The following is a 26050-nucleotide window of genomic DNA, read 5'->3' as shown; positions in this document are numbered from 1 at the left end:
CTCACGCCGTGGTGGGCGTGCGGGAGGGACGCGAGCCGAGTGCGACTCGCTGGAGGATGACGAAGAGACCGTCGAGGACGAGTGCGAGGACGATCACGACAACGGAACCCCCGACGATGCGGGCGTAGTCGCTGACGGCCAGGCCATCGATCAGGTAGCGGCCGAGGCCACCGGGGCCGGGGACGTAGGCGGCGACCGTGGCGGTGGCCACCACCTGCAGCGTCGCGGATCGAATCCCGCCGATGATCAGGGGCAACGCGAGCGGCACCTCGACCTTGCTGAGGACCTGCCACTCGGTCATGCCGATGGCGCGTGCGGCGTCGATCGTCTGGCGGTTGACCGACTCGAGGCCCGCATAGGCACCTGCCAGCAAGGGCGGTATGGCCAGAAGGACGAGAGTGAAGATCGCCGGCTTGATGCCGATGCCCGAGAACAGTGAGGCGTACGTCAGCACGCCAAGGGTTGGCAGCGCTCGCAAGGCACCTGTGCTCACAACGGCGAGGCCGCGGAGCCGACCGGTGTGGCCCACCCACAGCCCGATCGGGATCGCGATCGCAGCGGCGATCACGACAGTCAGGGCTGTGTATTCGAGGTGCTGGGTCAAGCGGTGCGGGATGCCGTCGTCGCCCGACCAGTTGGCCGAGTCGCTGAGCCAGTCGACGGTGTCGTTGAGGACGCTCATACTCGTCCTCCACGCAGGTGCTGGGCGAACGACATGATCGGCGAGACCGGGCTGCGCCCTTGGCGTGGCGTGCGGGCCCACGGCATCAGCAGGCGGCCCGCAATCACCAGGACGAGGTCGAACAGGAGGGCAAGGCCGACGATGCCGATGACACCGATCAGGATCTCCGCGTCGTTGTCGGTGCGATAGCCCTCGGTGAACAGCGAGCCGAGGTTGCTGACCCCGATCAGCGCGCCGACGCTGACGAGGCTCACGGTGCTGACCGCCACGACCCGGAGGCCGGCCAGCAGCACCGGGCCGGCGAGCGGGAGCTCGACCAGGAAGGCTCGCCCGGTGGGCGCGAAGCCGGTCGCCGTGGCAGCGTCGAGCACCGCCGGCGAGACCGATTCGAAGGCGTCCGCCGCAGACCGGACCATGATCGCCACGGCATAGACCGTCAGCGCCACCACGACATTGACCGGATCGAGGAACCCTGTGCCGATGATGCTGGGCAGGACGAGGAAGAACGCGAGGGACGGGATCGTGTAGAGGATCCCGCCGAGACTCAGGATCGTGCCCCTGAGCCGGCGGTGACGGTTGGCGAACCAGCCGATCGGGACCGCGATCACGAATCCCAGCAGGATCGGCAGCCCGCTGAGCCACAGGTGGCTCAGCAGCAGGTCCCACACCTTGTCGGTGTTGGCGTTGAACCAGCTCATTCCGACAGGACTCCCGTGGCCTTGCCCGTCTCGTCGACGACGATGCGGGTGCCGTTGCGCTCCTCGACGTGCAGCTTGCGGTGGCCTTTTTCGAGCCCGATGAAGCTGCTCACGAAGTCGTTCGCCGGCTTGGCCAGGATCTCGGCCGGAGACCCGACCTGGGCGATCTCGCCGCCCTTCTTCAGGATGACCACCTGGTCCCCCAGCAGGAAGGCCTCGTCGATGTCGTGGGTGACGAAAACGATGGTCTTGTCGAGCTCACGCTGCAGGCGGAGGAGCTCCTGCTGCAGCTCGTCTCGCACGATCGGGTCGACTGCGCCGAACGGCTCATCCATCAGCAGGATGTTGGGATCCGTGACCAGTCCACGGGCGACACCGACGCGCTGTTGCTGGCCGCCGGAGAGCTGGGCGGGATAGCGGTTGGCCAGCGACGAGTCGAGGCCAACCGTCTCGAGCACCTCGTGGGCCCGGTCGCGGGCTTCCTTCTTGTCCGCACCCTTGAGCCTCATCATCAGGGCGACGTTGTCGATGACCTTGCGGTGCGGGAGCAAACCGGCCTCTTGCATGACATATCCGATGCTGCGGCGCAGCTCGACCTTGTTGCGGGTCGAGACGTCGACATCGTCGATCAAGACCTGGCCGTGCGACGGGTCGACCATGCGGTTGACCATGCGCAGGAGCGTCGTCTTGCCGCAGCCGGACGAGCCGACGAACACCGTCGTCGTACGGGATGGGAGCTGAAGGCTGAAGTCCCCGACCGCCTCGGTGCCGTCTGCGAACGTCTTGCCGATGGAGCGGTACTCGATCATGCGGTCCTCCGCGTTTCGCGATAGGTAGGCATTGAACTGGGCAAACAGGCTTCGGACAGTCTGGCGTGATCCCGAGCGGGCGGCAACGTGATCTGCGCATTCATCTCATGACGAGGTCGTGACACCGACCACTGTCTCGACCGCGGTCGGGCCGGCCACGACCGGCAAGCCGGCCGCACGCCACGCGTGGATGCCACCCACGATGTCACTGGCCGGAAGCCCCAACGACACCAGCGCGGAAGCCGCCAGGGATGACGTGTAGCCCTCGGTGCACACCACGATCCACTCCTGTCCGTCTCGCGCTTGGGGCAGGCTCGCACCCGAGGCCGGGTGCAAGCGCCACTCCAGATGATTGCGCTCGACTATGACAGAACCGGGAATCTCCCCATCTGATTCCCGCTGCCACGCAGGACGGATGTCCACGATCAGCGAGCCGGCGGCCACGCGGTCGTACGCCTGACGTGGATCCAGCCGCACGAGGGAGCCCCTGGCCGATGCCAGGAGCTCGTCCACCGACGCGTACGTCGTGGTCACGACGCCGCCCGCAGCTCGGGTGCCGGCGCCTCCGGATCGTCGGTCCACATCGAAGCCAGCTTGGTGAGCTGGTGGCCGTCGACGTCGTAGTAGTTCATGAGGGACAGCGGCGGCGAGTACGCGTGCACGCTCACGGCCGTCTCGTCGCGGACGTTGCGCACGTCATGGACGTAGTGCTCACCGAAGAGCACCGAGTCGCCGGCCGCGCGTGCGGTCTCGGTCAGCACCTCGGCGCCGGGCGTCCACACGGCCTCGCTCAGCTCGCCGCTCACGACCGTGAACGATCCCGACGAACCGCCGTGGTCGTGCAGCTGGGTGCCCTGGTCGCTGGTCCAGCTGATGAGCCACACGTCGACCTGCTCGTCGCATCGGATCCTCACGTGCCACCGGCTCTCCGCGTCGGCGTGGACCTCGTAGAGGCCGGCGCGTACGTCTTCGGCGACCGTGCTCGTCAGGGCGGCGAGCTCGGCCAGCGACAGGGGTGCGTCAGTCGTGGGGCGAGCAGTCATGACCTCATACAAACCGGAATTCGGCCTGCGGAATCGCCGGTTCACCACGTGGACTGCACGTCCTGATCGTTCGAAGATGCGCTATGCGGCGCCGCGACTAGGCTGGTGAACAGTGCCTCGGGGGCACGTCGTGCGCGCCCGGCGCCGACAGGGAGGACACACCGTGAAGTGGCTCGTCATCATCGTCATCCTGCTCGTCATCGTGGTCGGCATGCTCTGGCTGCGGACCGTCCGGCAGGGTCCGGACACGGTCGACTCGCGCGATTCACATCGTCTGGACGAGTCGCTGACGCCCCCCGGAGACGCTGACAACCCGTTGCCTCCCGGTGGCCCCTCGGTCGCCGGCGGAGCGACCGGGGCCAGTTCCGTCGAACCGCCGTCCGAGGCCACCTGGGCGTCCGAGGAAGCCGGTTCGGGCGACGTCTCACCTCCTGACGATCTGCCACCGTCGGAGTCGCATCCGAACGCCTGACCCGTTTTGTTCGCGGGGCCGCCCGTACGTTACAGTTGCGTGCGCGGTTCACCCGCGAAACAGCAAGGCCCCGTGGCGCAGTTGGTTAGCGCGCCGCCCTGTCACGGCGGAGGTCGCCGGTTCGAGTCCGGTCGGGGTCGCCAGCTGAACGAAGCCCACGCATCTGAGTCCAGGTGCGTGGGTTTTTCGTTGCTGCCGATTTCAACCGGGCAGGTGCGGTGCGATAAGGTGATCGTCGCTCGTTCGCGGGCACGGCCAGGTAGCTCAGTTGGTACGAGCATCCGCCTGAAAAGCGGAGGGTCGCCGGTTCGACCCCGGCCCTGGCCACAAAACACGGGTTCCGCGAGGTACGAGCGGGGCCCGTTTTTTGTGGCCTGGTGTTGGTACGAGAAACGGCGGGCCTGGGGGTCCCCCCTGCTCGAAGTGGCGCGCCTGCACGGCGAACGCAAGAGCACCTCGCAGCCAGCGCGCCGCGCAGAGCTTGGGGGAGTCGACCCCGGCCCTGGCCACAGCGGTGATTCGTCAGCGTCGCTTCGAGCGGCGGCGGCCGGGTACCTGCGGAGCGTGCAGACCTTCCTCCCCTACGCAGACTTCGCGCGCACGGCCGAGGTCTTGGACCGCACCCGCCTCGGCAAGCAGCGGGTCGAGTGCATCCAGATCGTGCGCGCCCTGACGATCCCGACGTACGGGTGGCGGCACCATCCGGCGGCCCTCATGTGGCGCGGCCGGCTCGAGGCGCTGGGGGCGTACAGCTTCGCGATCGTCGACGAGTGGACCCGGCGGGGCCACGCGGACACCTGTGCCGCGACGATCGGCGCCGACCTCGAGGAGGCCGGGGTCAGCAGCGTACGTCCGCAGCCCGAGCTCGCCGGCGCACACGCGCTGCCGTCGTGGCTCGGCGACCCGGACTTCCACCGCAGTCACCAGTCCGCGCTCGTACGGAAGGACCCCGAGCACTACGGATCACTCTTTCCCGGCGTTCCCGACGACCTCCCGTACGTCTGGCCGCCCCCGGACCGATCGGATCAGGCCTAGGCTCGGCACATGGACCGGATCGCGCAGGTCGCCCAGCATGCCGATGACCTCGACCGTGCTGCCGCGTTCTACGAGCAGCTCCTCGGCTGTCCCCCAGCGGCGAGGTTCGACCCGCCGGGCCTGGTGTTCTTCACGATCGGCGGAACCCGGCTGCTGCTCGAGCAGGGCGCACCGTCGGCGACGGTCTACCTACAGGTCGACGACGTACGCACGACGATCGAGGAGCTGCGCGCTCGCGGCGCGACGATCGAGGGCGAGCCGCACGTGATCTTTCAGCACACCGACGACACGCTCGGGCCGGCCGGAACGGACGAGTGGATGGCGTTCATCCGCGACTCCGAGGGCAACCTCGTCGGCCTCGTGAGCCACCGCCCCACCGAGGGGTGACGACCCGCCTAGTCTGGGAGGCATGGACCTCGGACTTCGCGATCGTGTCTACCTCCTCACCGGCGCCACCAGCGGGCTCGGCCTCGCCACGGCGCGGGCGCTCGTCGCCGACGGCGCCCGTGTGGTCGTCTCGTCCCGCTCGCAGGAGTCGGTCGACCAGGCGGTGGCCGAGCTCGGCGACCTGGCGAAGGGCGTCGCCGTCGACAACGCCGACCCGACGGCGCCCGACCAGCTCATCCGCGCCGCGCGCGACACGTTCGGCCGGCTTGACGGAGCGCTGATCAGCGTGGGTGGCCCCCCTGCCGGTCCGATCCTCGATCGTACGGAGGACGAGTGGCGCTCATCCTTCGAAACCGTGTTCCTGGGCGCGATCAGGCTCGCGGTGACGGTCGCCGAGGAGCTCGGAGAGGGTGGCTCCATCGCCTTCGTCCTGTCGACGTCCGCCAAGGCACCCATCCCCAACCTCGGCATCAGCAACGGCCTGCGCCCCGGCCTGGCGATGGCCGCCAAGAACCTCGCCGACGAGCTCGGGCCACGCGGCATCCGCGTCAACGGCCTGCTGCCCGGCCGGGTCGACACCGAGCGCGTACGCCAGCTGGATGCGCAGGCCGCAGATCCTGAGGCCGCCCGTGCCGCGACCGAGCAGTCGATCCCGCTGCGTCGCTACGGCAGGCCAGAGGAGTTCGGCCAGACCGCTGCCTTCCTGCTGTCGCCGGCCGCCGGCTTCCTGACCGGAGTCATGCTGCCGGTCGACGGCGGCATGACGCGCAGCCTGTGAGCTCGTCGAAGGGCCTCGCCGCTGTCGGTGACGACGCACTGCAGGACATCGACCACCCCGCGCTCGTGCTCCATGAAGATGCGCTCGAGTCGAACCTCGCCGTCATGGCGGACTACTGCGCCGGGGCCGGCATCCTGCACGCGCCACACGCCAAGACATCACTCTCCCCGCAGATCATCGAGCGGCATGTGCAGCACGGCGCGTGGGCGATGACGGCTGCGACGCCCGCCCAGGTGCGGGGCCTGCATCGTCTCGACATTCGCCGCATCCTGCTCGCCAACGTGCTCGTCGACGACGCCGCGATCCGATGGGTCGCCGATGACCTGCTGACCCGCCCAGAGACTGATGCCGGGTTCTGGTGCTACGTCGACAGCATCGCCGGCGCCGAGGCCCTCGAGCGCGGACTGTCAGCCGCGAGCCGCCCTCTTCCCGTGCTGCTCGAGGTCGGCTACCTGGGCGGCCGAACGGGCACCAGGACGACCGCGGAGTCCCTGCGCGTCGCCGAGCACGTGGCACGCTCCGGGCACCTGCATCTGGCCGGCGTCGCCGCGTACGAAGGCCTGATGCCGACCGACGGCAATGCCCTGCCGGCCGGCATCGACGCCTACCTCGCCGATGTCGCGGGCACCGTCCGGCTGCTGCAGGACCGCGGGCTGCTCGATCCCGCCGAGCCACCGATCGTCACCGCCGGCGGCAGCTCGTACTTCGACCTGGTCGCCGACGCGCTCGGACCTGCCGCCTTCGACTTCCCGGTACGCACGGTGATCCGCAGCGGCTGCTACGCGACGCACGACCACGGCACCTACCGGCGTACGTCGCCCTGGGACGGCCGCGGCCTCGATGCGCCGCGGCTGCGGCCCGCGTTCGAGCTGCTCGCGACCGTCTGGTCGAGGCCCGAGCCGAACCGCGTGATCGCCGGCTTCGGCCGCAGAGACGTGCCGATCGACGACCAGCTCCCCGTGGTCCTCGGTCGCTACGGGCCAACCAGGCAGCTCGAGCCGCTCGACGGCGTCACCGTCGACAAGCTCAACGACCAGCACGCGTTCCTCACGGTCCCCGAGGCCCTGGACATCGCGCCCGGTCAGCTGCTGAGCCTGGGCATCAGCCATCCGTGCGGAGCGTTCGACCGATGGCCCTCGATCGCCCTCGTCGACGACGATCACCGGGTGCTGGGCAGCGTCACGACCGACCTGTAGTCCGCGCGCGAGCGCCGTGGTCGGCCGCAGAGCGCGAGACGAGCGCGACGATGTCGGTGGCGACCAGCGCGCCATGGAGGTAGAGCGGGAACAGCCACCACGGCACGCCGAGGATGTCCGGCGCGAGGTAGTCGAACTCGCCCGCGGCCGAGAGCGCCGATTCGGCAAGCACTCCCCCGGTCGCGACGACGAGGCAGACCACGACCGCAGCCGGCCGCTCGCGCCGCATCGCCACACGTACGCCCCACAGGACCAGCAGCACGATGGCGTACGCCGCCGCGAGATCCGGGTCGAGCAGCCCGGAGACGAGATACGCCGCCGTGACGGTGCCCAGACTCGCGAGGACGTGCCGCACGCCGATCGGCCCCACGCGTTGCGGCTGCGCCCGTCGGCTGAGGTCGAGCATCGCCACGCCGGCCAGGGAGAACGTGAGCGGGACGATGACCGTCTGCCCCGCGACCTGCGGATCCCAGTGATAGACCAAGGTGTCGGTGCGGACGTGGAACAACTGGTCGCACGCCGTGAGGAAGACCGCGAACCCCGCTGCGACCACGAGCAGCTGCCGGTCGGTCACACCAGCGAGTCTGACGGGTCGCGCGGCTGCTCGGCCTCGGACCGTTTCTCGCCGGGATGCCAGCCCGGCGGCATGAACATGTACCCGAGCTTCTCGCGCCAGTTCTTCGCGTTGTGGACGTCGCGGAACAGCTCACCGAACGCGCCGTACTGCAGCCGCAGGACGTTGTAGGTGTCGACCGGCACCGTCAGCCCGTACGTCGGACGGAACAGCTCCTTCTGGAACGTCCCGAACATGCGGTCCCAGATGATCAGCATCCCGGCGTAGTTCTTGTCGAGGTACTCCGGGTTGCTGCCGTGGTGCACACGGTGGTGCGACGGCGTGTTGAAGATGAGCTCGATGGGCCGCCACATCGTGCCGATGCGCTCGGTGTGCACGAAGAACTGGTAGATCAGGTTGATCGAGAACGCGACGTAGAGCGTCCATGGCTCGAAGCCGAGGAACGGGAACGGCAGCCAGAACAGCGCCTCCGCCCACGGGTTCCACTTCTGTCGCAGCGCCGTCGAGAAGTTGAAGTACTCGCTGGAGTGGTGCGCCTGGTGCGCCGCCCAGCCGATGCGGACGCGGTGCACGAAGCGGTGCTGCAGGTAGAACGCGAGGTCGAGGCCGAGGATCAAGGCCGCCCACGACCACCAGGCGTCGTCCGGCAGGTGCCACGGGGCGAGGTGGACGCTCACCGCGACGAACACGACGAGGGTGCCGAGCTTGAAGACCGCACTCGACACGACCGACCCGATCCCCATGATCAGGCTGGTCCGCGCGTCCTTGCGCTCGTAGCCGCGCATCTCCTCGTCAGTCTCAAGGAACCGGAAGGCCGCCAGCTCGATCAGCAGCGACAGGACGAAGAACGGCGCCGCGACGAGCGTCGGGTTCTTCAGCGGGTCGAGAAACTCCTGCATGACTCCTCCAGACTTATATGACTTTTGGGTAAGTTACCACGAGATCACATCGCGCCGCTAGACTGCTGACGTGGTCAGACCCAACGCCGGCACCAAGGGTGTCCCCCGCCTGGACCGGGAGACGCAGATCCTCGACATCGCCTCCGAGCAGTTCGGCACCCAAGGCTTCTCGGCCACGTCGGTTGCTGCGATCGCTGACAAGGCCGGCATCTCCAAGCCGCTGATCTACAACTACTTCGGCTCCAAGGAGGGCCTCTACGAGGCCTGCCTCGACCGCGGCGGCGCGCTGCTCGCCGACGAGATCGAACGCATCGCACGCGGGGACGCCGTCGGCATCGAGCGGGGCATGGCGACACTCGCCGGCATGTTCACCCTGCTCGAGCCGCAGCCCTATCTGTGGCGGCTGTTCTTCGACGCGACCGCGCCCTCGACCGGCCCGATCGCCGACTCGATCGCGTTGTACGCCGAGCGCATCGGCAAGCTCGCCGACGAAGGTGTGACCGAGCTGATGGGACTGGCCGGCAATGCCGATCCGCTCGACATCTCCGCCATGACCGCCGTCTGGCTCGGCATCGTCGACTCGCTCATGAACTGGTGGATGGAACACCCCGACGAGAGTGCCGACCAGATGATGCAGCGCTGCCTGCGACTGCTCACCGCGCTGTTCGGCGGCGACGCCGAGTGAAGTGGTTCCTGAGGAGCGGGCCCGGCGAGCGCAGCGAGCCGCGCCCGCGTCTCGAAGGGCTCGCGGGCCAGACGATCGTCATCACGGGCGCCTCGAGCGGGATCGGCGCCGAGGCCGCCCGCAAGGTGGCGCGGCTCGGTGCGACCGTGTGCCTGCTGGCCCGACGCGAGGACGAGCTCGCCGACGTACGCACGAGCATCGAGGCAGCGGGCGGCACCGCGTACGCGTATGCCGTCGACCTCTCCGATGCCGACGCGACCACCGACGTGGCGGCGCAGCTGCTGGCCGACCACCCCCGGATCGACGCCCTGGTCAACAACGCCGGCCGGTCGATCCGCCGGCCCATCACCGAGTCGCTCGACCGCGTGCACGACTACGAGCGCACGATGGCGATCAACTACTTCGGTGCCGTACGCCTGACGCTGGCACTGCTGCCGCGCTTCCTCGAGCAGGGGCACGGGCACGTCGTGATCTCGTCGAGCATGTCGACGCAGGTGCCGATCCCGCTGTTCTCGGCCTATCTCGCGAGCAAGGCGGCGCTCGAGTCGTTCACCCGCTCGCTGACCGCGGAGCTCGGGCACGAGGGCATCACGTCCACCACCGTCCACTTCCCGATGGTGCGCACCGAGATGTCGGCGGCTACGCAGATCTACCAGGCGATGCCGATGCTGAGTGCCGACAAGGCCGCCAACTGGCTCGTCAAGGCGATTGTCGACAAACCGACACGCGTCACGAGCCTGCCCGGCGCGATGGGCGAGCTCGGCATGGCCGCCCTCCCCGGCGTCGTCACCAAGGTCTCGCAGCCGCTCTTCCGCCGCATGGACAAGTCCCTCGCCAAGCGCGTCACCTGGGACTGACGGCGGGGTGACTCGGTTCACGCCGCGAACGGGGATTTCGTGACCCCCGCGCGTGCGTTGTGACGGACGTACGCAAAAACCCCGAGAACGAAGGAGATCCCATGCTTCCCCTTCCTCCGATCCGCACCACGACCTCCCCGACGCCTGTGCGCAACGTCCTCCGGGCACTCGACAGCTACACGCTCTGGGCGTTCAACCCGCAGCACCACCTCGTGCGCGGGTACGTCGAACCCGGCCAGCAGCGCAGCGAGACCGCCTGACCGTCAGACCTCGGCGGGTTGCCCAAGTGCGAGGATGAGGCATGGGCAACCCGCTGACTGGCATCCGATGACCGGCGACGAGAAGAAGCGGCCCAAGTCGGCCAGAGCGATCCGCCGCCTGGTGCTCGAGATCGTCGGCTGGGTCCTGGTGGTCGCCGGCATCGCGGCGCTGGTGCTGCCCGGCCCCGGCCTGCTCCTGATGGTCGCCGGCCTCGCCGTGCTCTCCGAGCAGTACGAATGGGCGGAGCGCCGGCTCGAGCCGGTCAAGGTCATGGCCTACAAAGCCGCCGCCGACGGCGTGCAGACCTGGCCCCGCATCATCGCCAGCTGCACCGGCGCGCTCGTGCTCGCCGGCATCGGCGTCTACTGGGGCATCCAGCCGGACGCGCCGGGCTGGTGGCCGATCGACGACGACTGGTGGCTGATCGGCGGCTGGGGCACCGGAGCAACCCTGATCCTGTCGGCGATCATCGCGCTGGGGTTCATCGTCTACAGCTTCCGTACGTTCCGCGGTGTCCCTGACCCCGAGGGCGCCGCCGAACGCGCCGCCCGCGAGGAGGACTGACAGGCGGCACACAGGTGGTCCTGCCCTGTCCCTCAGGTCGGCAGAGCAGGTTGGGCACTCCCGCTCCATAGGAGATGCCATGAATGACGAGCAGAAGACCCCCGAAGCCCAGCCCGACGACACCGCCCCGACGGTCCAACAGGACACGGCCGAGGCACCGCCCGCCGCCGCACCCACCACGAACGGGTCGTCGCGCACGCGGAACACGCTGATCGCCGGAGGCGCCGGTCTCGTGCTCGTCGGCGGTCTCGTCGGCTTCGGGATTGGGCACGCCACCGCGGACGGCGATGGCGACCAGTTCCGCCGCATCGGTCACTACGCGCCCGGCGACGGACGACCCGGCTTCGGCGAGGGCGGCCGCCCCGGCGGTCACGGAGACTTCGGTCCTCGGGACCAGGGCGGCGACCAGCGTCCGAGGGGCGAACGGGACCCGGCCTGACAACGTACGCGCGGACCGCGCTGAACGGTAGAGTCTGTGGCAAGTCGCACCACCCCCGCGGCTTCACCGATGGAAGTGCCCACCAACGCACCTCCGCCATCCACGACAGAGAGCACTACCGTGACCGACTCCAGCAGCACCCCGCCGTCCCCGTTCGGCAGCCACCACGAGCAAGTCGTCTTCTGCCACGACGAAGCCTCCGGCCTCAAGGCCATCATCGCGATCTACTCCACCGCCCTCGGCCCGGCCCTCGGCGGTACCCGTTTCTACCCGTACGGCTCCGAGCAGGCGGCACTCACCGACGTCCTCAACCTCTCGCAGGGCATGGCCTACAAGAACGCGCTGGCCGGCCTCGACCTCGGCGGCGGCAAGGCCGTCATCATCGGTGACCCGACCAAGATCAAGACCGAGGCGCTGCTCAGGGCATACGGCCGCTTCGTGCAGACCCTCGGCGGTCGCTACTACACCGCGTGCGACGTCGGCACGTTCAGCCCCGACATGGACATCATCGCCCGCGAGTCCGACTTCGTGACCGGCCGCACGGTCGAGCACGGCGGCGCTGGCGACTCGTCGGTCCTGACGGCCTTCGGCGTCTACCAGGGCATGCGCGCCTCGGCGCAGCACCTCTGGGGCGACACCTCGCTCGCCGGCAAGCGCGTCGGCGTGGCCGGGGTCGGCAAGGTCGGCCGGCACCTCGTCGGACACCTCGTCGAGGAGGACGCGCAGGTCGTCGTCACGGACGTCAACGCTGACGCCGTCGCCGCGCTCCAGCGGACGTATCCCTCGATCACCTCGGTCGTCGACACCGATGCACTGATCCGCGAGCCGCTCGACATCTACGCGCCGTGCGCCCTGGGTGGCGCGCTCAACGACGAGTCGATCGAGGTGCTGACGGCGACGATCGTCTGCGGAGCGGCCAACAACCAGCTCGCCCACGAGGGCATCGAGAAGCGTCTCGACGAGCGGGGCATCACGTACGCCCCCGACTACTGCGTCAACTCCGGCGGTGTCATCCAGGTCGCCGACGAGCTCGAGGGATTCGTGTTCGAGCGCGCCAAGATGCGCGCCACGACGATCTACGACACGACGCTCGGTGTGCTCGAGCGGGCCAAGTCCGAGGGCGTGCCGCCGTCGATCGCCGCCGACCGCATGGCTGAGCAGCGTATGCGCGAGGTCGGCCGGCTGCGCTCGGTCTGGCTCCCTTCGAGCTGACCCAGGCGTGGTCCCACGTTGACCCCGCCGGCTGCCGGAGGGGTCAACGTGGTGGGTCGGCGCAGCCTGAAGCGCATACGGGAGCTGTTGAGCATCCAGACAAGCTATCTGCCGGAAGGATCCCCGACGAGAGGTCGGGTGGACGGAGAGGTGAGGTCCAGTCGCCTAGGAGGCGGCTGGGTCTTCTCGATCCAGGTCACGATACTGAGCGGGAATCGGTTCGCCCGACTCACCGTGGAGTTCGCGCTGCAGAGTGTTGAAGTCCGTATCAGGTGTGCGGTACTTCAAGTCGCGCGCAACTTTGGTCTGTTTGGCTTTCGCACGGCCGCGCCCCATGGGTCGACCCCCTCGCAGAAAAGTAGTCAGTATGTCGTGCGACAAGCGTACCCAAAGGTGACAACAAATCCGTCATCGACCCCCCAGTGACGGCGTGTCTCAGTCGTGCGCACCGCTCAAGGTGACGCTGCCACCCGCGCCGTGGACTCCCGCGGCGGCAACATCGCCGGCGATCCAGGCGTCGATGCCACGCTCAGCGAGCAGGCGGAGGGCCGCGTCGGCCGCGTCAGGAGCCACCAGCGCGACCATGCCGACGCCCATGTTGAGGGCCTGGTCGAGGTCGGCCTGGGCGACTCCGCCGAGTGACCCGACGAGCCCGAAGACCGGGTGCGGCGACCAGGTCGAGCGGTCGATGCGTACGGACACCGTGTCGGGGACGACCCGCGCGAGGTTGGCCGCGAGGCCGCCACCGGTGATGTGCGACATCGCGTGCACCTCGACGGCGTCGGCGAGCGCGAGGCACGGCAACGTGTAGAGACGAGTCGGCGTGAGCAGCTCCTCGCCGAGCGTGCGGCCGAAGTCGGGCACCTCGCGGTCGAGCTCCCAGCGGGCCTGCTCGAAGAAGACGTGACGAACGAGCGAGTAGCCGTTGGAGTGCAGACCGCTCGAGGCCATCGCGACGACGACGTCTCCGGGACGTACGAGCTCGGCACCCAGCAGCTTGTCGGCCTCGACGACACCCGTGGTGGAGCCGGCGATGTCGTACTCGTCGGGCGCCAGCAGGCCGGGGTGCTCCGCGGTCTCGCCGCCGAGCAGTGCCGTGCCACTCTCGGCGCACGCCTGGGCGACGCCCTTGACGATGTCGGCGATGCGCTCGGGCGCGACCTTGCCGCAGGCGATGTAGTCGGTCATGAACAGCGGCTCGGCGCCGCACACGACGAGGTCGTCGACGAGCATGCCGACGAGGTCGAAGCCGATCGTGTCGTGCTTGTCCATGCGCTGCGCGATCTGCACCTTGGTGCCCACGCCATCGGCAGAGGTCGCGAGCAGCGGCCGGGCGTACGACTTGAGGGCCGTCGCGTCGAAGAGCCCGGCGAAGCCGCCGATGCCACCGACGACCTCTGGGCGGCGGGCCTTCTCGACCCACTCCTTCATGAGCTCGACCGCGCGGTCGCCCTCTTCGATCGAGACCCCGGCGCTGGCGTACGAAACCACTAGATGACCTCGAGAGGAAGGGTGTCCTGGACCTCGAGCAGATGCTTGCCGATCAGGTCGTCCTCGGGCAGCGCGACGGGGTAGATGCCGTCGAAGCAGGCGCGGCAGAGGTTGTCCTTGGGCACGTTGGTCGCCTCGACGAGCTGGTCGAGCGTGACGTACGCGAGGGAGTCGGCGCCGATCGAGCGGCAGATCTCGTCGACCGAGATGCCGTTGGCGATCAGCTCGGCACGTGAGGCGAAGTCGATGCCGTAGAAGCACGGCCACTTGACCGGCGGCGACGAGATGCGCACGTGGACCTCGGCGGCGCCGAACTCGCGGAGCATGCGGACCAGTGCGCGCTGCGTGTTGCCGCGGACGATCGAGTCGTCGACGACCACGAGTCGCTTGCCCGCGATGACGTCGCGGAGCGGGTTGAGCTTGAGCCGGATGCCGAGCTGGCGCAGCGTCTGCGAGGGCTGGATGAACGTACGGCCGACGTAGGAGTTCTTGACCAGGCCGTGACCGAACGGGATGCCGCTCTCCTCGGCATAGCCGATCGCGGCCGGCGTGCCGGACTCCGGCACCGGGATGACGAGGTCGGCGTCGACCGGGAACTCGCGAGCCAGGCGGCGGCCGATCTCGGCACGCACCGAGAAGACCCGCTGGTCGGAGATCGTGGTGTCGGGGCGGGCGAGGTAGACGTACTCGAAGACGCAGCCCTTGGGCTCGGCCTTGGCGAAGCGCTCGGTGCGCAGGCCCTTCTCGTCGATCGCGATGAACTCACCGGGCTGGATCTCCCGGATGAACGAGGCACCGACGATGTCGAGCGCGGCGGTCTCGCTCGCGACGACCCAGCCGCGCTCGAGCCGGCCGAGCACGAGCGGCCTGATGCCCTGCGCGTCGCGTGCGGCGTAGAGCGTGTTCTCGTCCATGAAGACCAGCGAGAAGGCGCCGCGCAGCTTGGGCAGCACCTCGAGGGCGGCCTCCTCGACGGAGCGGTCGGGGTAGGACGACAGCAGGGTCGCCATGACCGAGGTGTCCGACGTCGCGGTCTCGCCCTTGCTGGCGGCCTTGCCGGCCTCGAGGTCGCGCTCGTGCAGCAGCTCAAGGAGCTCGGCGGTGTTGGTCAGGTTGCCGTTGTGGCCGAGGGCCACCGAGCCGGCGGCCGTCGGGCGGAACGTCGGCTGGGCGTTGTGCCAGACGCTGGAGCCGGTCGTGGAGTAGCGGGCGTGCCCGATCGCGATCTCGCCCTTGAGCGACTCGAGCGTGGCCTCGTCGAACACCTGGGAGACGAGTCCCATGTCCTTGTAGACGAGGATCTGGCGGCCGTTGCTGACGGCGATCCCGGCCGATTCCTGCCCACGGTGCTGCAGGGCGTAGAGGCCGAAGTAGGTGAGCTTGGCGACCTCTTCACCGGGGGCCCAGACTCCGAAGACGCCACACGCGTCCTGGGGTCCAGCGTCCTGGGGATCGAGGTCGTGGGTCAGGCGTCCATCTCCGCGGGGCACGGTCCAAGTGTAGAGGCCGCAACCCGCTGCGACCCAATGCGTTTGCGATGTCCTCTACGCTGTCGTGACCCACGTCACACGTCGAGGAGCCTCATGCCGGTCACCATCCCACCCGCCACCTACCTCCCCGACTTCCTCGCGCATCGGGCCACCGAGCGGGCCGACCAGCGGTGCTGGATCTTCGGGGAGCGCACGTGGACCTGGGCCGAGGCCTGGGAGTCCGTACGCCTGACCGCCGGCGCGCTGCAGGGCGAGGATGTGGGCCGCGGCGACCGGGTCGCGATCCTCGACAAGAACAACCCGGCGATCCTGCAGGTCATCCTCGGCGGCTGCCAGCTCGGCGCGGCCACGACGGTCGTCAACTGGCGGCTCGCCGGCGACGAGCTCGACTACGTCATCAACGACTGCGCCGCCAAGGTCGTGTTCGTCGGCCACCAGCTGCTCGAGCAGTTCGAGCTCGTGCGACCGCGGCTCGAGCACGTCGAGAAGGTCATCGTCGTCGGTGGCGAGCACGACGAGTTCGACGCGTGGCAGGCCGCGGCGACGCCGGCAGACCTGCAGCCGTTCGTCGACCCTGACGACGTCTGCGTCGTGATGTACAGCTCCGGCACGACCGGGCGGCCCAAGGGCGTGCAGCTCAGCCAGCGCGCGATGGTCGAGCACAGCGTCAACGGGCTGGGCGATGCGACGTACGACGACGGCGACATGCTGCTCATCGCGATGCCGATGTTCCATGTCGGCGGGACGTCGTACGCGTTGCAGGCCCCCGTCATCGGCGCGACGGGCTACATCGTCCCGGAGGTCGACGGCGCCCTGCTGGCCGGCGGAGTCATGGCGGGCTGCACCCACGCCTTCCTCGTGCCCGCTGTCGTCTCTGCCCTGGTCGCCGCCGGGCCGGAGGTCATGGGCCTGTTCAGCAAGCTCAAGGGCGTCGGCTACGGCGCCGCGCCCATGCCGCTGCCGGTGCTGCGCGCGGCGATGGAGGCCTGGCCCGACACCGAGTTCCAGCAGGTCTACGGCATGACCGAGTTCGCGGGTGTCGTCACGGCGCTCGACGACGCCGCCCACCGCGACCCCGACCATCCCGAGCGGCTCGTGTCGGCGGGCCGACCGGTGGCGCACGCCGAGATGCGCGTCGTCGACCCGGTCACCCTCGCGGACGTGCCGCAGGGCGAGTCGGGCGAGGTCTGGTTCAGGACGCCGCAGGCGACGAGCGGCTATCTCGGCAAGCCTGAGGCGACCGCGGAGCTCATCACCCCTGACGGCTGGGTGCGCACCGGCGACCTCGGCCGCGTCGACGAGGACGGCTTCTTGTTCATCGAGGACCGCATCAAGGACATGATCATCACGGGCGGCGAGAACGTCTACTCCCCCGAGGTCGAGCGGGTCCTCGCCGAGCACCCGGCGGTCCAGGAGCTGGCCGTCATCGGCGTGCCGCACGACACGTGGGGCGAGACCGTCAAGGCCGTCGTCGCGTTCAAGCCCGACCAGGCCGTGCCGGCCGAGGACCTGATCGCGTACGCGCGCGAACGGCTCGCCGGCTACAAGACGCCGACCTCGATCGACGTCGTCGACGCGCTTCCGCGCAACCCGTCGGGCAAGATCCTCAAGCGAGACCTGCGCAAGCCGTACTGGGGCGATCGCGCGCGCCAGGTCTGAGGCTTCGACAGGCTCAACCGGCTTCAACGCAGTGAACGTGGCCCCGATCATCCAGGGGAGGGACCGGGGCCACGCCCGCCGCCAGCCTATCGCTGGCACCGCATGACCCTGCAACCCCCGGCACCGATATCCCTGACACGCCCCTCCCCCCGACGTACGCTCTAGGGATGCGCATGGTGCCTTCCCCCACCTCGCGGCTCACGATCGCCGGCATCCTGACCGGCCTGGCCGCGACCTTCCTGCTGTCCTCCCCCGCCCAGGCGGCGCCTCGTGCCCCCGGCGACTTCACGGGCCACGGCTTCGACGCGTGCGTCGCGCCGACCCAGTCCGTCATGGACACGTGGAACCTGCGATCGCCCTACTCGGTGATCGGCATCTACGTCTCCGGCAGCTCGCGCTACTGCGGCGACGCCTACCAGCCCAACCTCAGCAAGGCGTGGGTCGCCAAGAACGCGGCCAACGGCTGGCGCTTCCTGCCGATCCACGTCGGCCGGCAGGCACCCTGCTTCGTCAACAACCCCAAGAGCCGGGTGCAGAAGAAGCGGATGTCCTACACCGTCTCGACGGCCCGCTCACAGGGTCGCGCGGACGCGGCGGAGACCATCGCCGCGCTCGTGAAGTTCGGGTTCGCGAAGGGGAGCTACTCCTACCTCGACCTGGAGTGGTACTCCCGAACCACCAAGTGCGACAACGCCGTCCTGGAGTTCGTCGACGCGTGGACCGAGTATCTCCACAGCCACGGCTACAAGTCCGGCGTCTACTCCAGCGGATCGGCGGCCATCGCCGCGATCGACGCCGCCCGCAAGGCCGAGCGCAAGGGCTTCACCAAGCCCGACCAGCTCTGGATCGCCTGGACCAACAAGATCGCCAACACCGACGGCGGGCCCTATCTGGCCGATGAGGGATGGGCCAATCACCAGCGCATTCACCAGTACCACAACGGCGTCGACGTCACGTACGGCGGAAAGACGATCAACATCGACAAGGACTACCTCGACGTCGGCAAGGGCTCGGTCGCGGTCCAGCAGAACCTGCCGTGCGACGTGAAGATGTCGTTCACGTCCTACCCCGCGCTCAAGCTCGGCAGCAAGGGCCCGGAGGTCGCGACCCTCGAGTGCCTGCTGCACCGGCAGGGCTTCGTGACCGAGGTCAACGAGTCGTTCGGCAGTGGCACCGTCAAGGCACTCGATGCCTATCGAGCGTCGATGGGCTGGGCGCCCGTCGGCCACACCACCCGTGCGGCGTGGACCGCCCTGCTGTCGCACGGCACCAACCCCAGGGTCCTCAAGCAGGGCTCCGTGGGCCATTCGGTGTGGCGCCTGCAGCGCGCACTGATCGCTTCAGGCCTCAAGCCGAAGCTCACCGGCAAGTACGACTCCAGCACGGTCGCCGCCGTCAAGGCCTATCGCAAGGCACGGGGCCTGACGCAGTATTCCACGACCGAGTCGAGCGTGTGGTCCCTGCTCCAGCGCGGCAAGACCGCCGACTAGCCGTTCGTATGGTCCTCGTGTCGGCGCATCGCGGCGGTGCCGCGGACGATCGCAGCGCGCAGAACACCCTCGCGGCGTTCGAGTCCGCGATCGCGCTGGGCTGTGACTACGTCGAGTTCGACGTACGCCTCACAGCCGACGGCCGGCCGGTGATCTTCCACGACGACGAGATCGACGACAACTCGGTCAGGCGCTCCATCTCCCGGCACCGGCATGACGAGTTCTCGGAATCCAGGCTCGTCGACCTCGAGGCGGTACTCACGTTGATCCGCGGTCGCATCAGGGCCCATGTGGACCTCAAGGTGCGAGGCGATGAGGTGCCGCTCGTCACCCAGATCGTCGATGCGCTCGGCACCGATCGGGCGATCATCACGACCGCCGAGGACTCGTCGGTCAGGCGCATCCGTCGCTGGTCCAAGGTGCACGCACCTGATCTGCTGGTCGGCCTGTCCTCCAGCGCGCGGGCCGGCACCAGCAACTGGTTCGTCCGCAAGCTCGTGCGGATCGAGTCGGCGTTCCCGCGCCTGCGGGTGCTGCTGAGCGGGGCCAACCTCGTGGTCTCGCACAAGGTCGTCGCGCGGCTGACGCTCAAGGCGTACGCCCGGAAGCGGGGCCTCCCGCTGCTGGTGTGGACCGTCGACCAGCCCGACGAGCTGGAGCGCTGGATGAACGACCCCGACGTGTGGATGGTGACGACGAACTATCCCGAACGGGCCTTCGCCGCCCGTCGATCCGGTTAGGCGGAGACGCCCCGCGTGATCCGCAGGAACTCCTCGACCGGGATCCGGCCCGAGACATAAGCCGCGACGGCCTCCTCACGAGTCATGCCGGGCTCGGGCGCCAACGACACCACGGGTGCTGCGGGCGGGGCCGGCGGCGGCTGGGGTGCCGTCCACTGCGGTTCTGCCGGACGTGGCGTCCACTGCGGCTGGGCAGCCGGGGCCGGGCTCGGCGGCTGCGTCGCGTACTCGTGGGCGCCCAGGGACATCACGATGCCGACGGCATAGTCCTGCGCGTCGATCTCACCGTTGGCGTAGGCCACGAGCAGGCGTACGGCCTCGCGGTCAGCCGGCCAGCCCTGTTGCGCCGATGATCTCAGCGCTGCGACGACGGCGTGTCGTCGTGCGCCGGTGAGGCTTGAGAGCAGGTCTGACCACTGCTCGGCAGGATCGGTGGTGCCATTCGTCATGACTGCGCCTGATGGTGAATGTCGGTTTCCCTCCCTGACCCGCAAATCATAACGGGACGATGTGTTCCGTTGGACAGGTTTTCGCGGAACTGAGGGAGTTCTCAGGCTTCGTCGAGGGGCAGCAGCGGCGACAGGTCCGAGCGCTCGCCAGACGCCCGCAGCGTCGCGTCAGCCCACTGCAGCCGGCCGCGACCCAGAGCGATCCATGTCGGCGCGTCCATCTCGACGACGGCCGGCGGCGTGCCTCGGGTGTGGCGGGCGCCGGCGATGCACTGGACAGCCGCGAAGGGCGGGATCCGCACCTCGACACTCGCGCCGGGAGCCTTCTCGACGAGCACCGCGACCAGGTGCATCGTGGCGGCCTTGAGGTCGGCCCGGGCCGGCGCGCCCTCGTCGATCCGCCGGCAGATCGCGGCGAACTCCTCGTGCGACAGCGGGACGGGCCGGCGTGCCATCAGGCGACGTGTGCGCCCAGGACCGCGGGGATCGTGGCCTGCCAGGCCGCCTTGAGCTCGGCGACGGGCACGCTGAACTGGCCTGCCACCTCGATCGTGTCGCCGCCCGTACGCCCGACAGAGGCGAGCTCGACGCCGTGCTTCTCGGCGAGCGACACGAACTCATCGTGCCGGTCCTCGGCCACGACAACCATGGCCCGCGCGGCCGACTCGCTGAACAGGTCGAGGAACGGGTCGTCGAGCTCGACGGTGACGCCGACGCCGTTGCGGAACGACGCCTCGGCGAGGGCGACCGCCAGGCCGCCGTCGGACAGGTCGTGCGCAGCCTCGACGACGCCGGTCCTGGCCGCCTCGACCATGAGGTTGGCGAGCGACCGCTCGGCCTCGAGGTCGACGAGCGGCGGCTGACCACCGAGGTGCCCGTGAACGACATCGGCCCACGACGAGCCGGAGAGCTCCTCGCGGGTCTCGCCGAGCACCAGGACGTGACTGCCCTCGGAGACGAAGCCCTGGGTGATACGCGTGCGTACGTCGTCGATGACACCGAGGATGCCCACGACCGGAGTCGGCAGGATCGGCGTCTCACCGGTCTGGTTGTAGAACGAGACGTTGCCGCCGGTGACCGGGATGCCGAGCACCTCGCACGCGTCCTTGAGACCGTGCGTGGCCTGCTCGAACTGCCACATGACGTCGGGGTTCTCCGGCGAGCCGAAGTTGAGGCAGTCGGTGACCGCCAGCGGCAGGGCGCCGGTGACGCCGACGTTGCGGTAGGACTCGGCGAGCGCGAGCTGCGCGCCGGCATAGGGGTCGAGCTTGGCGAAGCGGCCGTTGCAGTCGGTCGACACGGCGACGCCGAGGTTGGTCTCGTCGTCGATGCGGATGACGCCGGCGTCCTCGGGCTGCGCGAGGACCGTGTTGCCCTGGACGTAGCGGTCGTACTGGTCGGTGACCCATGACTTGTCGGCCAGGTTGGGCGACGTCACGACAGCGACGACCTGGTCGCGCAGCTCGTCACCGGATGACGGCCTGGCGAGGCCTTCGGCGCCATCGGCCTGCAGGGCGTCCTGCCAGTCCGGCCGCGCGTAGGGCCGGTCGTACGTCGGACCGTCGTGCGCCACCGAGCGCGGCGGCACATCGACGACGGTCTGGCCGTGCCAGTCGATCACAAGATGCTCGCCGTCGGTGACCTCACCGACGACGACGGCCTCGACGTCCCACTTGTCGCAGATCGCCATGAACGCGTCGAGGTGGTGCGGCTCGACGACGGCCATCATGCGCTCCTGAGACTCGCTCATGAGGATCTCCTCGGGAGAGAGCGTCGAGTCACGCAGCGGTACGGTGTCGAGCTCGACGTGCATGCCGCCATCACCCGCAGACGCGAGCTCGCTCGTCGCACAGGAGAGACCGGCGCCGCCGAGGTCCTGGATGCCGTTGACGACCTGGGCGCGGAACAGCTCGAGGGTGCACTCGATCAGCACCTTCTCCATGAACGGGTCGCCGACCTGCACGCTGGGGCGCTTGGCCGGACCATCGGCGTCGAACGTCTCGGACGCGAGCACGGACACCCCGCCGATGCCGTCGCCACCGGTGCGGGCGCCGTAGAGCACGACCTTGTTGCCGACGCCACTGGCGAACGCGAGGTGCAGGTCCTCGTGCCGGAGCACGCCGACGCAGAGTGCGTTGACGAGGGGGTTGCCGACGTACGTCTCGTCGAACACGACCTCCCCGCCGATGTTGGGCAGGCCGAGGCAGTTGCCGTAGCCACCGACGCCCGCGACGATGCCCGGCATGACGCGGCGGGTGTCCTCGGCGTCGAGGGGGCCGAAACGCAGCGGATCCATGACGGCGACCGGACGAGCGCCCATTGCGAGGATGTCGCGGACGATGCCGCCGACGCCGGTCGCGGCGCCCTGGTAGGGCTCGACGTACGACGGGTGGTTGTGCGACTCGACCTTGAACGTGACGGCGTAGCCCTGCCCGATGTCGATCACGCCGGCGTTCTCACCGATGCCCGCGAGGGTCTTGCCGAGCGGCGTCTCCTGGCGCAGGTCACCGAACTTCTTCAGGTGCACCTTGGAGGACTTGTAGGAGCAGTGCTCGCTCCACATCACGGAGTACATCGCCAGCTCGGCACCGGTCGGGCGGCGGCCGAGGATCTCGCGGATGCTCGCGTACTCCTCCTCGCGGAGACCCAGCTCGGACCACGGCTGCGGCTTGTCCGGGGTGGCTTCGGCGACGGCGACGGTGTCCAGGCGGGGGGCTTCGCTCACACCCCGATCCTATCGGTCGTACCGGCAACCCCAGACCGCGCGTTGAGCCATGGACCCTTCACCCGCTCACCTTGCGGAGCGGTGACTTAGGGCCCAAGCCGCAAGCGCGCGTGGGCTCCAACTCACCGCTCGCGCTCGGCAGTGGGCCCTAGGTCACCGCCAGGCGCCGCGGCGGTGCTGCGGAGGATAGGGCGCGTCGTCGGGCGTGACGCCGAGCTCGTGCGCGGCACGCAGCGGCCACGCGGGTTCGCGGATCGCGACCCGGGCCAGCATCACGACATCGGCCGACCCGTCGACCAGCACCTGCTCGGCCTGCGCCGGATCGGTGATCAGGCCGACCGCCGAGACCGGCAGGCCGCTGACGTCGCGCACCTCGCGGGCGAACGGCACCTGGTAGCCGGGGCCGAGGTCGATCTTCTGGTGCGCCACGGCGCCACCGGACGACACGTCGAGCAGGTCGACGTCGTGCTGCTTGAGCACCGCGCCGAGCTGGGCCGTCTCCTCGACCGTCCAACCACCGTCTGCCCAGTCCGACGCCGACAGGCGCACGAACAACGGCTTGTCCCACACCGCTCGCACGGCGTCCACGATCTCGACGACCAGGCGCGTGCGGTTGTCGAACGAGCCGCCGTACTGGTCCGTGCGCTGGTTGGCGAGCGGCGAGAGGAACTCGTGGAGGAGGTAGCCGTGCGCCCCGTGGACCTCGACGACGTCAAAGCCAGCCCGATCAGAGCGTACGGCCGCGTCGGCGAACGCCTGCGGCAGTGCGGCCACCTCCTCGGTCGTCATGGCCCGCGGCTCGGCATATCCCTCGAACGCCAGCTCCGACGGACCGACGGCCGGCCAGCCGCCTCGCTCGGCCGGCACAGTGCCGTCCCCCTCACCGAACGGCGACCACGTCGAGCCCTTGCGGCCGGCGTGCGCGAGCTGGATCCCGGCGACGGCGCCCTGGCTGCGGATGAACGCAGCAATTCGGCGCCACGGCTCGATGTGGGCATCGGACCAGATGCCGGTGTCCTCCGGGCTGATCCGCCCCTCCGGCACCACGGCGGTCGCCTCGGTCATCACGAGGCCGAAGCCGCCCGTCGCATGCTGTCCGAGGTTGACCAGGTGCCAGTCGTTGGGCATGCCGTCCTGCTCGAAGCAGGAGTACTGGCACATCGGCGCGAGCCAGATGCGGTTGCGGGCGGTGACGCCGCGCAGGGTCAGGGGCTCGAAGAGTGCAGGCACACGGCCAAGAGTAGACAGCGCGACCCGACGGGCCTGACCTCAGAGTCCGCCGAGGCCGTAACGGATCATGAAGTCACGCTCGGTGTCGCGGCCCCCGCTGGGGTCCGGCACCGGTGCGGTGTCGGCAGTCGTGACGGTGTCCTCAAGACGTACGGGCTTGGGCAGGTGCTTGATGCGATCCTTGTCGGGCGTCATGCCTGCACCACCTCGGTGAGTGGCACGCCGGGGTCGGCGAGCCTCGCACGATCCACGCTACTCCCGATGAGGGCGCGGATGTCGTCCGTGACGTCCCAGATGTTGACGTTCATGCCGGCGGTGACGCGGTCGCCGTCGAGCCAGAAGGCGATGAACTCGCCACTGTCCTTGTCGCCCCGGATGACGACGTCGTGGGCCGAGCTGCCGCGCCCGACGTACTCCATCCCCAGGTCGAACTGATCGGTGTAGAAGTACGGCTGCCAGTCGTACGTCACGCTCTGGCCGAGCATGACCTTGGCGACGGCCTCGCCCTGGCGGATCGCGTTGTCCCAGTGCTCGACGCGCAGCCGGCTGCCGAGCCCGGTGTTGTGCGCGTTGGCGACGTCGCCGATCGCATAGATCGCCGGGTCGCTCGTGCGAAACGACTCGTCAACCGTGACGCCGTTGTCGACCGCGAGGCCGGCCGCCTCGGCGAGCCCGGTGTTGGGTGCCGCGCCGACTCCCATCACGACGAGGTCGGCCGTGATGTCCTGGCCACCGGCCGTCACGACGTACGGGCCGGTGCCCGAGATCGACTCGGCCGCCGTGGACGTACGCAGGTCGACGCCGTTGCGGCGATGCAGCTCGGCGAAGTAGGTGCCGAGCTCGTCGCCGAGGACGTTCTGCAGCGGCACGGCGGCGTACTCCAGGACCGTGGTGTCGAGCCCGGCCTTGCGGGCGGCCGCCGCCGTCTCGAGCCCGATCCAGCCGCCACCGATGATGACGACCGAGCCGGATCGCGCATAGGCCTCGCGCAGCGCGTCGCTGTCCTCGACCCGTCGCAGCGTCAGTGCGAGCTCGGCGCCCGGGATGTCGAGCCGCCGCGGGGTCGACCCGGTCGCGAGCAGCAACAGGTCGTACGGCACCGGGTCGCCCGTCGCGAGCTGCACCAGCTTCGCGTCCCGGTCGATCGCCGTCGCCGCAACGCCCTGGAGCAGCGTGATGTCGTGCTCGGCGTACCAGTCGGCCGGCTCGAGCAGCATCGCGTCGGCCCCCGACTCGCCCTGGAGGTACTCCTTCGACAGCGGCGGTCGCTCGTACGGCGGATGGTTCTCCTCGCCGACGATCGTGATCGGGCCCGTGTGGCCCTCCCCGCGCAAGGCGATCGCGGCCTTGCCTCCGGCGTGTCCCCCACCCACGATGACGATGGCATCCGTGGCGCTCATGGTGTCCCCCTTGACTCGGTCGACATCTCCATTGAACTCCGTCGGCCCCAGCCCGGCCTGTGTCTACTCGCTGACGACGGGATCCAGCACCGGTGGCCTCCGGCGGCCACCCGGCAGGCGTCCCGCGAGTGCACCCAACGGCTCGACGGCGGCATTGAGGAGATTGACGGCGGAGTTGAGGTTGGGGATCGCGTTGCCCAACGTCTCCAGGCGAGGCACGATCGCGTCGAAGGTCGTGCCCAGCTCGATGAGCTGGTCGAGGGTTCCGCCGGGTGCCAGCAGCTTCTCGAGGATGCCCTGCTCGGCGAGCAGCTGGTCGAGCAGTCCGCCCTCAGCGAGGATGCGGTCGAGTGCACCCTCCTCGGCGAGCAGCCGGTCCAGTGGTCCGCCTGGCGCGAGGAAGCGGTAGAGCGGACCGTCCTCACCCAGGGCGCGGTCCAGCGGCCCGCCGGCCTCCAACAGACGTACGAACGGGCCTTCCTCGTCGGCCATGCGGTCGAGCAGCCCGTCGCGCGCCAGGGCCTTGCCGACCGGACGGTCATCGGCCGTCAGGTCGGCCAGCGTGTTGGCGAGTCCGATCGGCCCTCGCTCGTCAGCCAGGATCCGGTTGAGCTGCTCCAGCAGCCCGCCCTCGCCGAAGATCTGCGCCAGCCTGGTGCCGTAGCCGCCCTCACGGAGGATCGGCCCCTGCGGTGACGCGAGCTGGCCGAGGCCGAGCGTCGCCTGGGTCGCGGCGACCGTCACGCGTAGGGGAAGCAGGGCCAGTCCTCGGATGTCCATGCGTG

Annotated in this window: 31 protein-coding genes and 2 tRNA genes; 16 read left to right on the top strand and 17 right to left on the bottom strand. The window is 69.3% G+C overall.

Annotation, left to right across the window (positions count from 1 at the left end; all coding sequences use genetic code 11):
* Nucleotide 1: 1 nt before the first annotated feature.
* The 5 genes from BOSE46_RS07150 to BOSE46_RS07130 all read right to left on the bottom strand — a co-directional run bounded on the left by BOSE46_RS07150 (nt 2) and on the right by BOSE46_RS07130 (nt 3232).
* Nucleotides 2-682: an ABC transporter permease gene (locus BOSE46_RS07150; RefSeq protein WP_159539586.1), complete on the bottom strand. Its 681-nt coding sequence runs from the start codon at nt 680-682 to the stop codon at nt 2-4.
* Nucleotides 679-1380: an ABC transporter permease gene (locus BOSE46_RS07145; protein ID WP_159539585.1), complete on the bottom strand. Its 702-nt coding sequence runs from the start codon at nt 1378-1380 to the stop codon at nt 679-681. Before BOSE46_RS07145 ends, BOSE46_RS07150 begins: the two co-directional genes overlap by 4 nt.
* Nucleotides 1377-2189: an ABC transporter ATP-binding protein gene (locus tag BOSE46_RS07140; protein WP_159539584.1), complete on the bottom strand. Its 813-nt coding sequence runs from the start codon at nt 2187-2189 to the stop codon at nt 1377-1379. The genes BOSE46_RS07145 and BOSE46_RS07140 overlap by 4 nt, the downstream gene beginning before the upstream one ends.
* Before the next feature lie 105 nt (nt 2190-2294).
* Complete coding sequence (locus BOSE46_RS07135) at nt 2295-2723, bottom strand: rhodanese-like domain-containing protein (protein ID WP_159539583.1); 429 nt, start codon at nt 2721-2723, stop codon at nt 2295-2297.
* A complete protein-coding gene (locus BOSE46_RS07130) occupies nt 2720-3232 on the bottom strand; it encodes a cysteine dioxygenase family protein (protein WP_159539582.1) in 513 nt (170 codons plus the stop codon). The genes BOSE46_RS07135 and BOSE46_RS07130 overlap by 4 nt, the downstream gene beginning before the upstream one ends.
* 163 nt (nt 3233-3395) lie before the next feature.
* Between BOSE46_RS07130 and BOSE46_RS07125 the strand changes: the two genes are divergently transcribed.
* The 7 genes from BOSE46_RS07125 (at nt 3396) to BOSE46_RS07095 (ending at nt 7100) form a co-directional block, all read left to right on the top strand.
* Entirely contained in the window at nt 3396-3704 is a 309-nt protein-coding gene (locus BOSE46_RS07125) for a hypothetical protein (RefSeq protein ID WP_159539581.1), read from the top strand.
* Nucleotides 3705-3770: 66 nt separating this feature from the next.
* Nucleotides 3771-3847 (top strand) — tRNA-Asp (locus tag BOSE46_RS07120).
* 110 nt (nt 3848-3957) lie between these two features.
* Nucleotides 3958-4031 (top strand) — tRNA-Phe (locus BOSE46_RS07115).
* 237 nt (nt 4032-4268) lie between these two features.
* A complete protein-coding gene (locus BOSE46_RS07110) occupies nt 4269-4739 on the top strand; it encodes an MSMEG_6728 family protein (protein ID WP_159539580.1) in 471 nt (156 codons plus the stop codon).
* 9 nt (nt 4740-4748) lie between these two features.
* Nucleotides 4749-5126 carry a VOC family protein gene (locus BOSE46_RS07105; protein WP_159539579.1) on the top strand — a complete coding sequence of 126 codons (378 nt, stop codon included), beginning with the start codon at nt 4749-4751 and terminating at the stop codon, nt 5124-5126.
* Nucleotides 5127-5148: 22 nt separating this feature from the next.
* Nucleotides 5149-5904 carry an SDR family oxidoreductase gene (locus tag BOSE46_RS07100; RefSeq protein ID WP_159539578.1) on the top strand — a complete coding sequence of 252 codons (756 nt, stop codon included), beginning with the start codon at nt 5149-5151 and terminating at the stop codon, nt 5902-5904.
* Complete coding sequence (locus BOSE46_RS07095; RefSeq protein ID WP_159539577.1) at nt 5901-7100, top strand: alanine racemase; 1200 nt, start codon at nt 5901-5903, stop codon at nt 7098-7100. Before BOSE46_RS07100 ends, BOSE46_RS07095 begins: the two co-directional genes overlap by 4 nt.
* On the opposite strand, the gene BOSE46_RS07090 is transcribed toward BOSE46_RS07095, so the two are convergent.
* Nucleotides 7084-7674 (bottom strand): hypothetical protein, encoded by a 591-nt coding sequence (locus tag BOSE46_RS07090; protein WP_159539576.1) that lies wholly within the window; start codon nt 7672-7674, stop codon nt 7084-7086. The two genes, BOSE46_RS07095 and BOSE46_RS07090, sit on opposite strands and share 17 nt — an antisense overlap.
* Entirely contained in the window at nt 7671-8573 is a 903-nt protein-coding gene (locus BOSE46_RS07085) for a sterol desaturase family protein (protein WP_159539575.1), read from the bottom strand. Before BOSE46_RS07085 ends, BOSE46_RS07090 begins: the two co-directional genes overlap by 4 nt.
* A 70-nt stretch (nt 8574-8643) precedes the next feature.
* On the opposite strand from BOSE46_RS07085, the gene BOSE46_RS07080 reads away from it, so the two are divergent.
* The 6 genes from BOSE46_RS07080 (at nt 8644) to BOSE46_RS07055 (ending at nt 12591) form a co-directional block, all read left to right on the top strand.
* Nucleotides 8644-9258 (top strand): TetR/AcrR family transcriptional regulator, encoded by a 615-nt coding sequence (locus BOSE46_RS07080; RefSeq protein ID WP_159539574.1) that lies wholly within the window; start codon nt 8644-8646, stop codon nt 9256-9258.
* Complete coding sequence (locus BOSE46_RS07075) at nt 9255-10115, top strand: SDR family NAD(P)-dependent oxidoreductase (protein WP_236551648.1); 861 nt, start codon at nt 9255-9257, stop codon at nt 10113-10115. The genes BOSE46_RS07080 and BOSE46_RS07075 overlap by 4 nt, the downstream gene beginning before the upstream one ends.
* A 101-nt stretch (nt 10116-10216) precedes the next feature.
* The gene (locus BOSE46_RS07070) at nt 10217-10375 is read left to right on the top strand and encodes a hypothetical protein (protein WP_159539573.1); all 159 of its coding nucleotides are present in this window, start codon (nt 10217-10219) and stop codon (nt 10373-10375) included.
* Nucleotides 10376-10442: 67 nt separating this feature from the next.
* Entirely contained in the window at nt 10443-10940 is a 498-nt protein-coding gene (locus BOSE46_RS07065) for a PGPGW domain-containing protein (RefSeq protein WP_159539572.1), read from the top strand.
* 79 nt (nt 10941-11019) lie between these two features.
* Entirely contained in the window at nt 11020-11379 is a 360-nt protein-coding gene (locus BOSE46_RS07060; protein ID WP_159539571.1) for a hypothetical protein, read from the top strand.
* A gap of 120 nt (nt 11380-11499) precedes the next feature.
* Nucleotides 11500-12591, top strand: coding sequence for a Glu/Leu/Phe/Val dehydrogenase dimerization domain-containing protein (locus BOSE46_RS07055; RefSeq protein WP_236551647.1), 1092 nt, complete (start codon nt 11500-11502; stop codon nt 12589-12591).
* A 165-nt stretch (nt 12592-12756) separates the two neighbouring features.
* Here BOSE46_RS07055 and BOSE46_RS07050 read toward each other — a convergent pair whose 3' ends face one another.
* The 3 genes from BOSE46_RS07050 to purF form a co-directional block, all read right to left on the bottom strand.
* The gene (locus tag BOSE46_RS07050; RefSeq protein ID WP_149689981.1) at nt 12757-12927 is read right to left on the bottom strand and encodes a DUF3073 domain-containing protein; all 171 of its coding nucleotides are present in this window, start codon (nt 12925-12927) and stop codon (nt 12757-12759) included.
* 99 nt (nt 12928-13026) lie between these two features.
* Complete coding sequence (gene purM, locus BOSE46_RS07045; RefSeq protein WP_159539569.1) at nt 13027-14082, bottom strand: phosphoribosylformylglycinamidine cyclo-ligase; 1056 nt, start codon at nt 14080-14082, stop codon at nt 13027-13029.
* The gene (purF, locus tag BOSE46_RS07040) at nt 14082-15572 is read right to left on the bottom strand and encodes an amidophosphoribosyltransferase (RefSeq protein WP_159539568.1); all 1491 of its coding nucleotides are present in this window, start codon (nt 15570-15572) and stop codon (nt 14082-14084) included. Before purF ends, purM begins: the two co-directional genes overlap by 1 nt.
* 93 nt (nt 15573-15665) lie before the next feature.
* On the opposite strand from purF, the gene BOSE46_RS07035 reads away from it, so the two are divergent.
* From BOSE46_RS07035 to BOSE46_RS07025, 3 genes are all read left to right on the top strand, one after another.
* Nucleotides 15666-17231, top strand: a complete 1566-nt coding sequence (locus BOSE46_RS07035) for an AMP-binding protein (protein WP_159539567.1) — start codon at nt 15666-15668, stop codon at nt 17229-17231.
* 167 nt (nt 17232-17398) lie between these two features.
* A complete protein-coding gene (locus BOSE46_RS07030; RefSeq protein WP_159539566.1) occupies nt 17399-18721 on the top strand; it encodes a glycoside hydrolase domain-containing protein in 1323 nt (440 codons plus the stop codon).
* 8 nt (nt 18722-18729) lie between these two features.
* Nucleotides 18730-19461: a glycerophosphodiester phosphodiesterase gene (locus BOSE46_RS07025; RefSeq protein WP_159539565.1), complete on the top strand. Its 732-nt coding sequence runs from the start codon at nt 18730-18732 to the stop codon at nt 19459-19461.
* Here BOSE46_RS07025 and BOSE46_RS07020 read toward each other — a convergent pair.
* The 7 genes from BOSE46_RS07020 to BOSE46_RS06990 form a co-directional block, all read right to left on the bottom strand.
* Complete coding sequence (locus BOSE46_RS07020; RefSeq protein WP_159539564.1) at nt 19458-19910, bottom strand: hypothetical protein; 453 nt, start codon at nt 19908-19910, stop codon at nt 19458-19460. The two genes, BOSE46_RS07025 and BOSE46_RS07020, sit on opposite strands and share 4 nt — an antisense overlap.
* A 101-nt stretch (nt 19911-20011) precedes the next feature.
* A complete protein-coding gene (locus BOSE46_RS07015) occupies nt 20012-20365 on the bottom strand; it encodes a sterol carrier family protein (protein WP_159539563.1) in 354 nt (117 codons plus the stop codon).
* A complete protein-coding gene (gene purL / locus BOSE46_RS07010) occupies nt 20365-22635 on the bottom strand; it encodes a phosphoribosylformylglycinamidine synthase subunit PurL (RefSeq protein WP_159539562.1) in 2271 nt (756 codons plus the stop codon). Before purL ends, BOSE46_RS07015 begins: the two co-directional genes overlap by 1 nt.
* A gap of 153 nt (nt 22636-22788) precedes the next feature.
* Entirely contained in the window at nt 22789-23865 is a 1077-nt protein-coding gene (locus BOSE46_RS07005; RefSeq protein WP_159539561.1) for an NADH:flavin oxidoreductase/NADH oxidase, read from the bottom strand.
* 39 nt (nt 23866-23904) lie between these two features.
* Nucleotides 23905-24060: a hypothetical protein gene (locus tag BOSE46_RS07000; RefSeq protein WP_201299567.1), complete on the bottom strand. Its 156-nt coding sequence runs from the start codon at nt 24058-24060 to the stop codon at nt 23905-23907.
* On the bottom strand, nt 24057-25265 hold the full coding sequence (locus BOSE46_RS06995) for an NAD(P)/FAD-dependent oxidoreductase (RefSeq protein WP_159539560.1): 1209 nt from the start codon (nt 25263-25265) through the stop codon (nt 24057-24059). The genes BOSE46_RS07000 and BOSE46_RS06995 overlap by 4 nt, the downstream gene beginning before the upstream one ends.
* A gap of 63 nt (nt 25266-25328) precedes the next feature.
* Complete coding sequence (locus tag BOSE46_RS06990; protein ID WP_159539559.1) at nt 25329-26045, bottom strand: ABC transporter; 717 nt, start codon at nt 26043-26045, stop codon at nt 25329-25331.
* Nucleotides 26046-26050: the final 5 nt, after the last annotated feature.

Source organism: Aeromicrobium sp. 9AM, from assembly GCF_902506105.1.
Classification (GTDB): domain Bacteria; phylum Actinomycetota; class Actinomycetes; order Propionibacteriales; family Nocardioidaceae; genus Aeromicrobium.
The sequence above is the reverse complement of the archived record's forward strand: the minus strand, read 5'-3'. Positions and strand labels throughout refer to the sequence as shown.

What these genes read in the sequence shown, in the direction of transcription:
- BOSE46_RS07150 (WP_159539586.1), bottom strand. Translation starts at nt 682, where the DNA reads ATGAGCGTCCTCAACGACACCGTCGACTGGCTCAGCGACTCGGCCAAC.
- BOSE46_RS07145 (WP_159539585.1), bottom strand. Translation starts at nt 1,380, where the DNA reads ATGAGCTGGTTCAACGCCAACACCGACAAGGTGTGGGACCTGCTGCTG.
- BOSE46_RS07140 (WP_159539584.1), bottom strand. Translation starts at nt 2,189, where the DNA reads ATGATCGAGTACCGCTCCATCGGCAAGACGTTCGCAGACGGCACCGAG.
- BOSE46_RS07130 (WP_159539582.1), bottom strand. Translation starts at nt 3,232, where the DNA reads ATGACTGCTCGCCCCACGACTGACGCACCCCTGTCGCTGGCCGAGCTC.
- BOSE46_RS07105 (WP_159539579.1), top strand. Translation starts at nt 4,749, where the DNA reads ATGGACCGGATCGCGCAGGTCGCCCAGCATGCCGATGACCTCGACCGT.
- BOSE46_RS07100 (WP_159539578.1), top strand. Translation starts at nt 5,149, where the DNA reads ATGGACCTCGGACTTCGCGATCGTGTCTACCTCCTCACCGGCGCCACC.
- BOSE46_RS07085 (WP_159539575.1), bottom strand. Translation starts at nt 8,573, where the DNA reads ATGCAGGAGTTTCTCGACCCGCTGAAGAACCCGACGCTCGTCGCGGCG.
- BOSE46_RS07070 (WP_159539573.1), top strand. Translation starts at nt 10,217, where the DNA reads ATGCTTCCCCTTCCTCCGATCCGCACCACGACCTCCCCGACGCCTGTG.
- BOSE46_RS07065 (WP_159539572.1), top strand. Translation starts at nt 10,443, where the DNA reads ATGACCGGCGACGAGAAGAAGCGGCCCAAGTCGGCCAGAGCGATCCGC.
- BOSE46_RS07060 (WP_159539571.1), top strand. Translation starts at nt 11,020, where the DNA reads ATGAATGACGAGCAGAAGACCCCCGAAGCCCAGCCCGACGACACCGCC.
- BOSE46_RS07050 (WP_149689981.1), bottom strand. Translation starts at nt 12,927, where the DNA reads ATGGGGCGCGGCCGTGCGAAAGCCAAACAGACCAAAGTTGCGCGCGAC.
- BOSE46_RS07035 (WP_159539567.1), top strand. Translation starts at nt 15,666, where the DNA reads ATGCCGGTCACCATCCCACCCGCCACCTACCTCCCCGACTTCCTCGCG.
- BOSE46_RS07030 (WP_159539566.1), top strand. Translation starts at nt 17,399, where the DNA reads ATGCGCATGGTGCCTTCCCCCACCTCGCGGCTCACGATCGCCGGCATC.
- BOSE46_RS07025 (WP_159539565.1), top strand. Translation starts at nt 18,730, where the DNA reads ATGGTCCTCGTGTCGGCGCATCGCGGCGGTGCCGCGGACGATCGCAGC.
- BOSE46_RS07020 (WP_159539564.1), bottom strand. Translation starts at nt 19,910, where the DNA reads ATGACGAATGGCACCACCGATCCTGCCGAGCAGTGGTCAGACCTGCTC.
- BOSE46_RS07015 (WP_159539563.1), bottom strand. Translation starts at nt 20,365, where the DNA reads ATGGCACGCCGGCCCGTCCCGCTGTCGCACGAGGAGTTCGCCGCGATC.
- BOSE46_RS07000 (WP_201299567.1), bottom strand. Translation starts at nt 24,060, where the DNA reads ATGACGCCCGACAAGGATCGCATCAAGCACCTGCCCAAGCCCGTACGT.
- BOSE46_RS06995 (WP_159539560.1), bottom strand. Translation starts at nt 25,265, where the DNA reads ATGAGCGCCACGGATGCCATCGTCATCGTGGGTGGGGGACACGCCGGA.
- BOSE46_RS06990 (WP_159539559.1), bottom strand. Translation starts at nt 26,045, where the DNA reads ATGGACATCCGAGGACTGGCCCTGCTTCCCCTACGCGTGACGGTCGCC.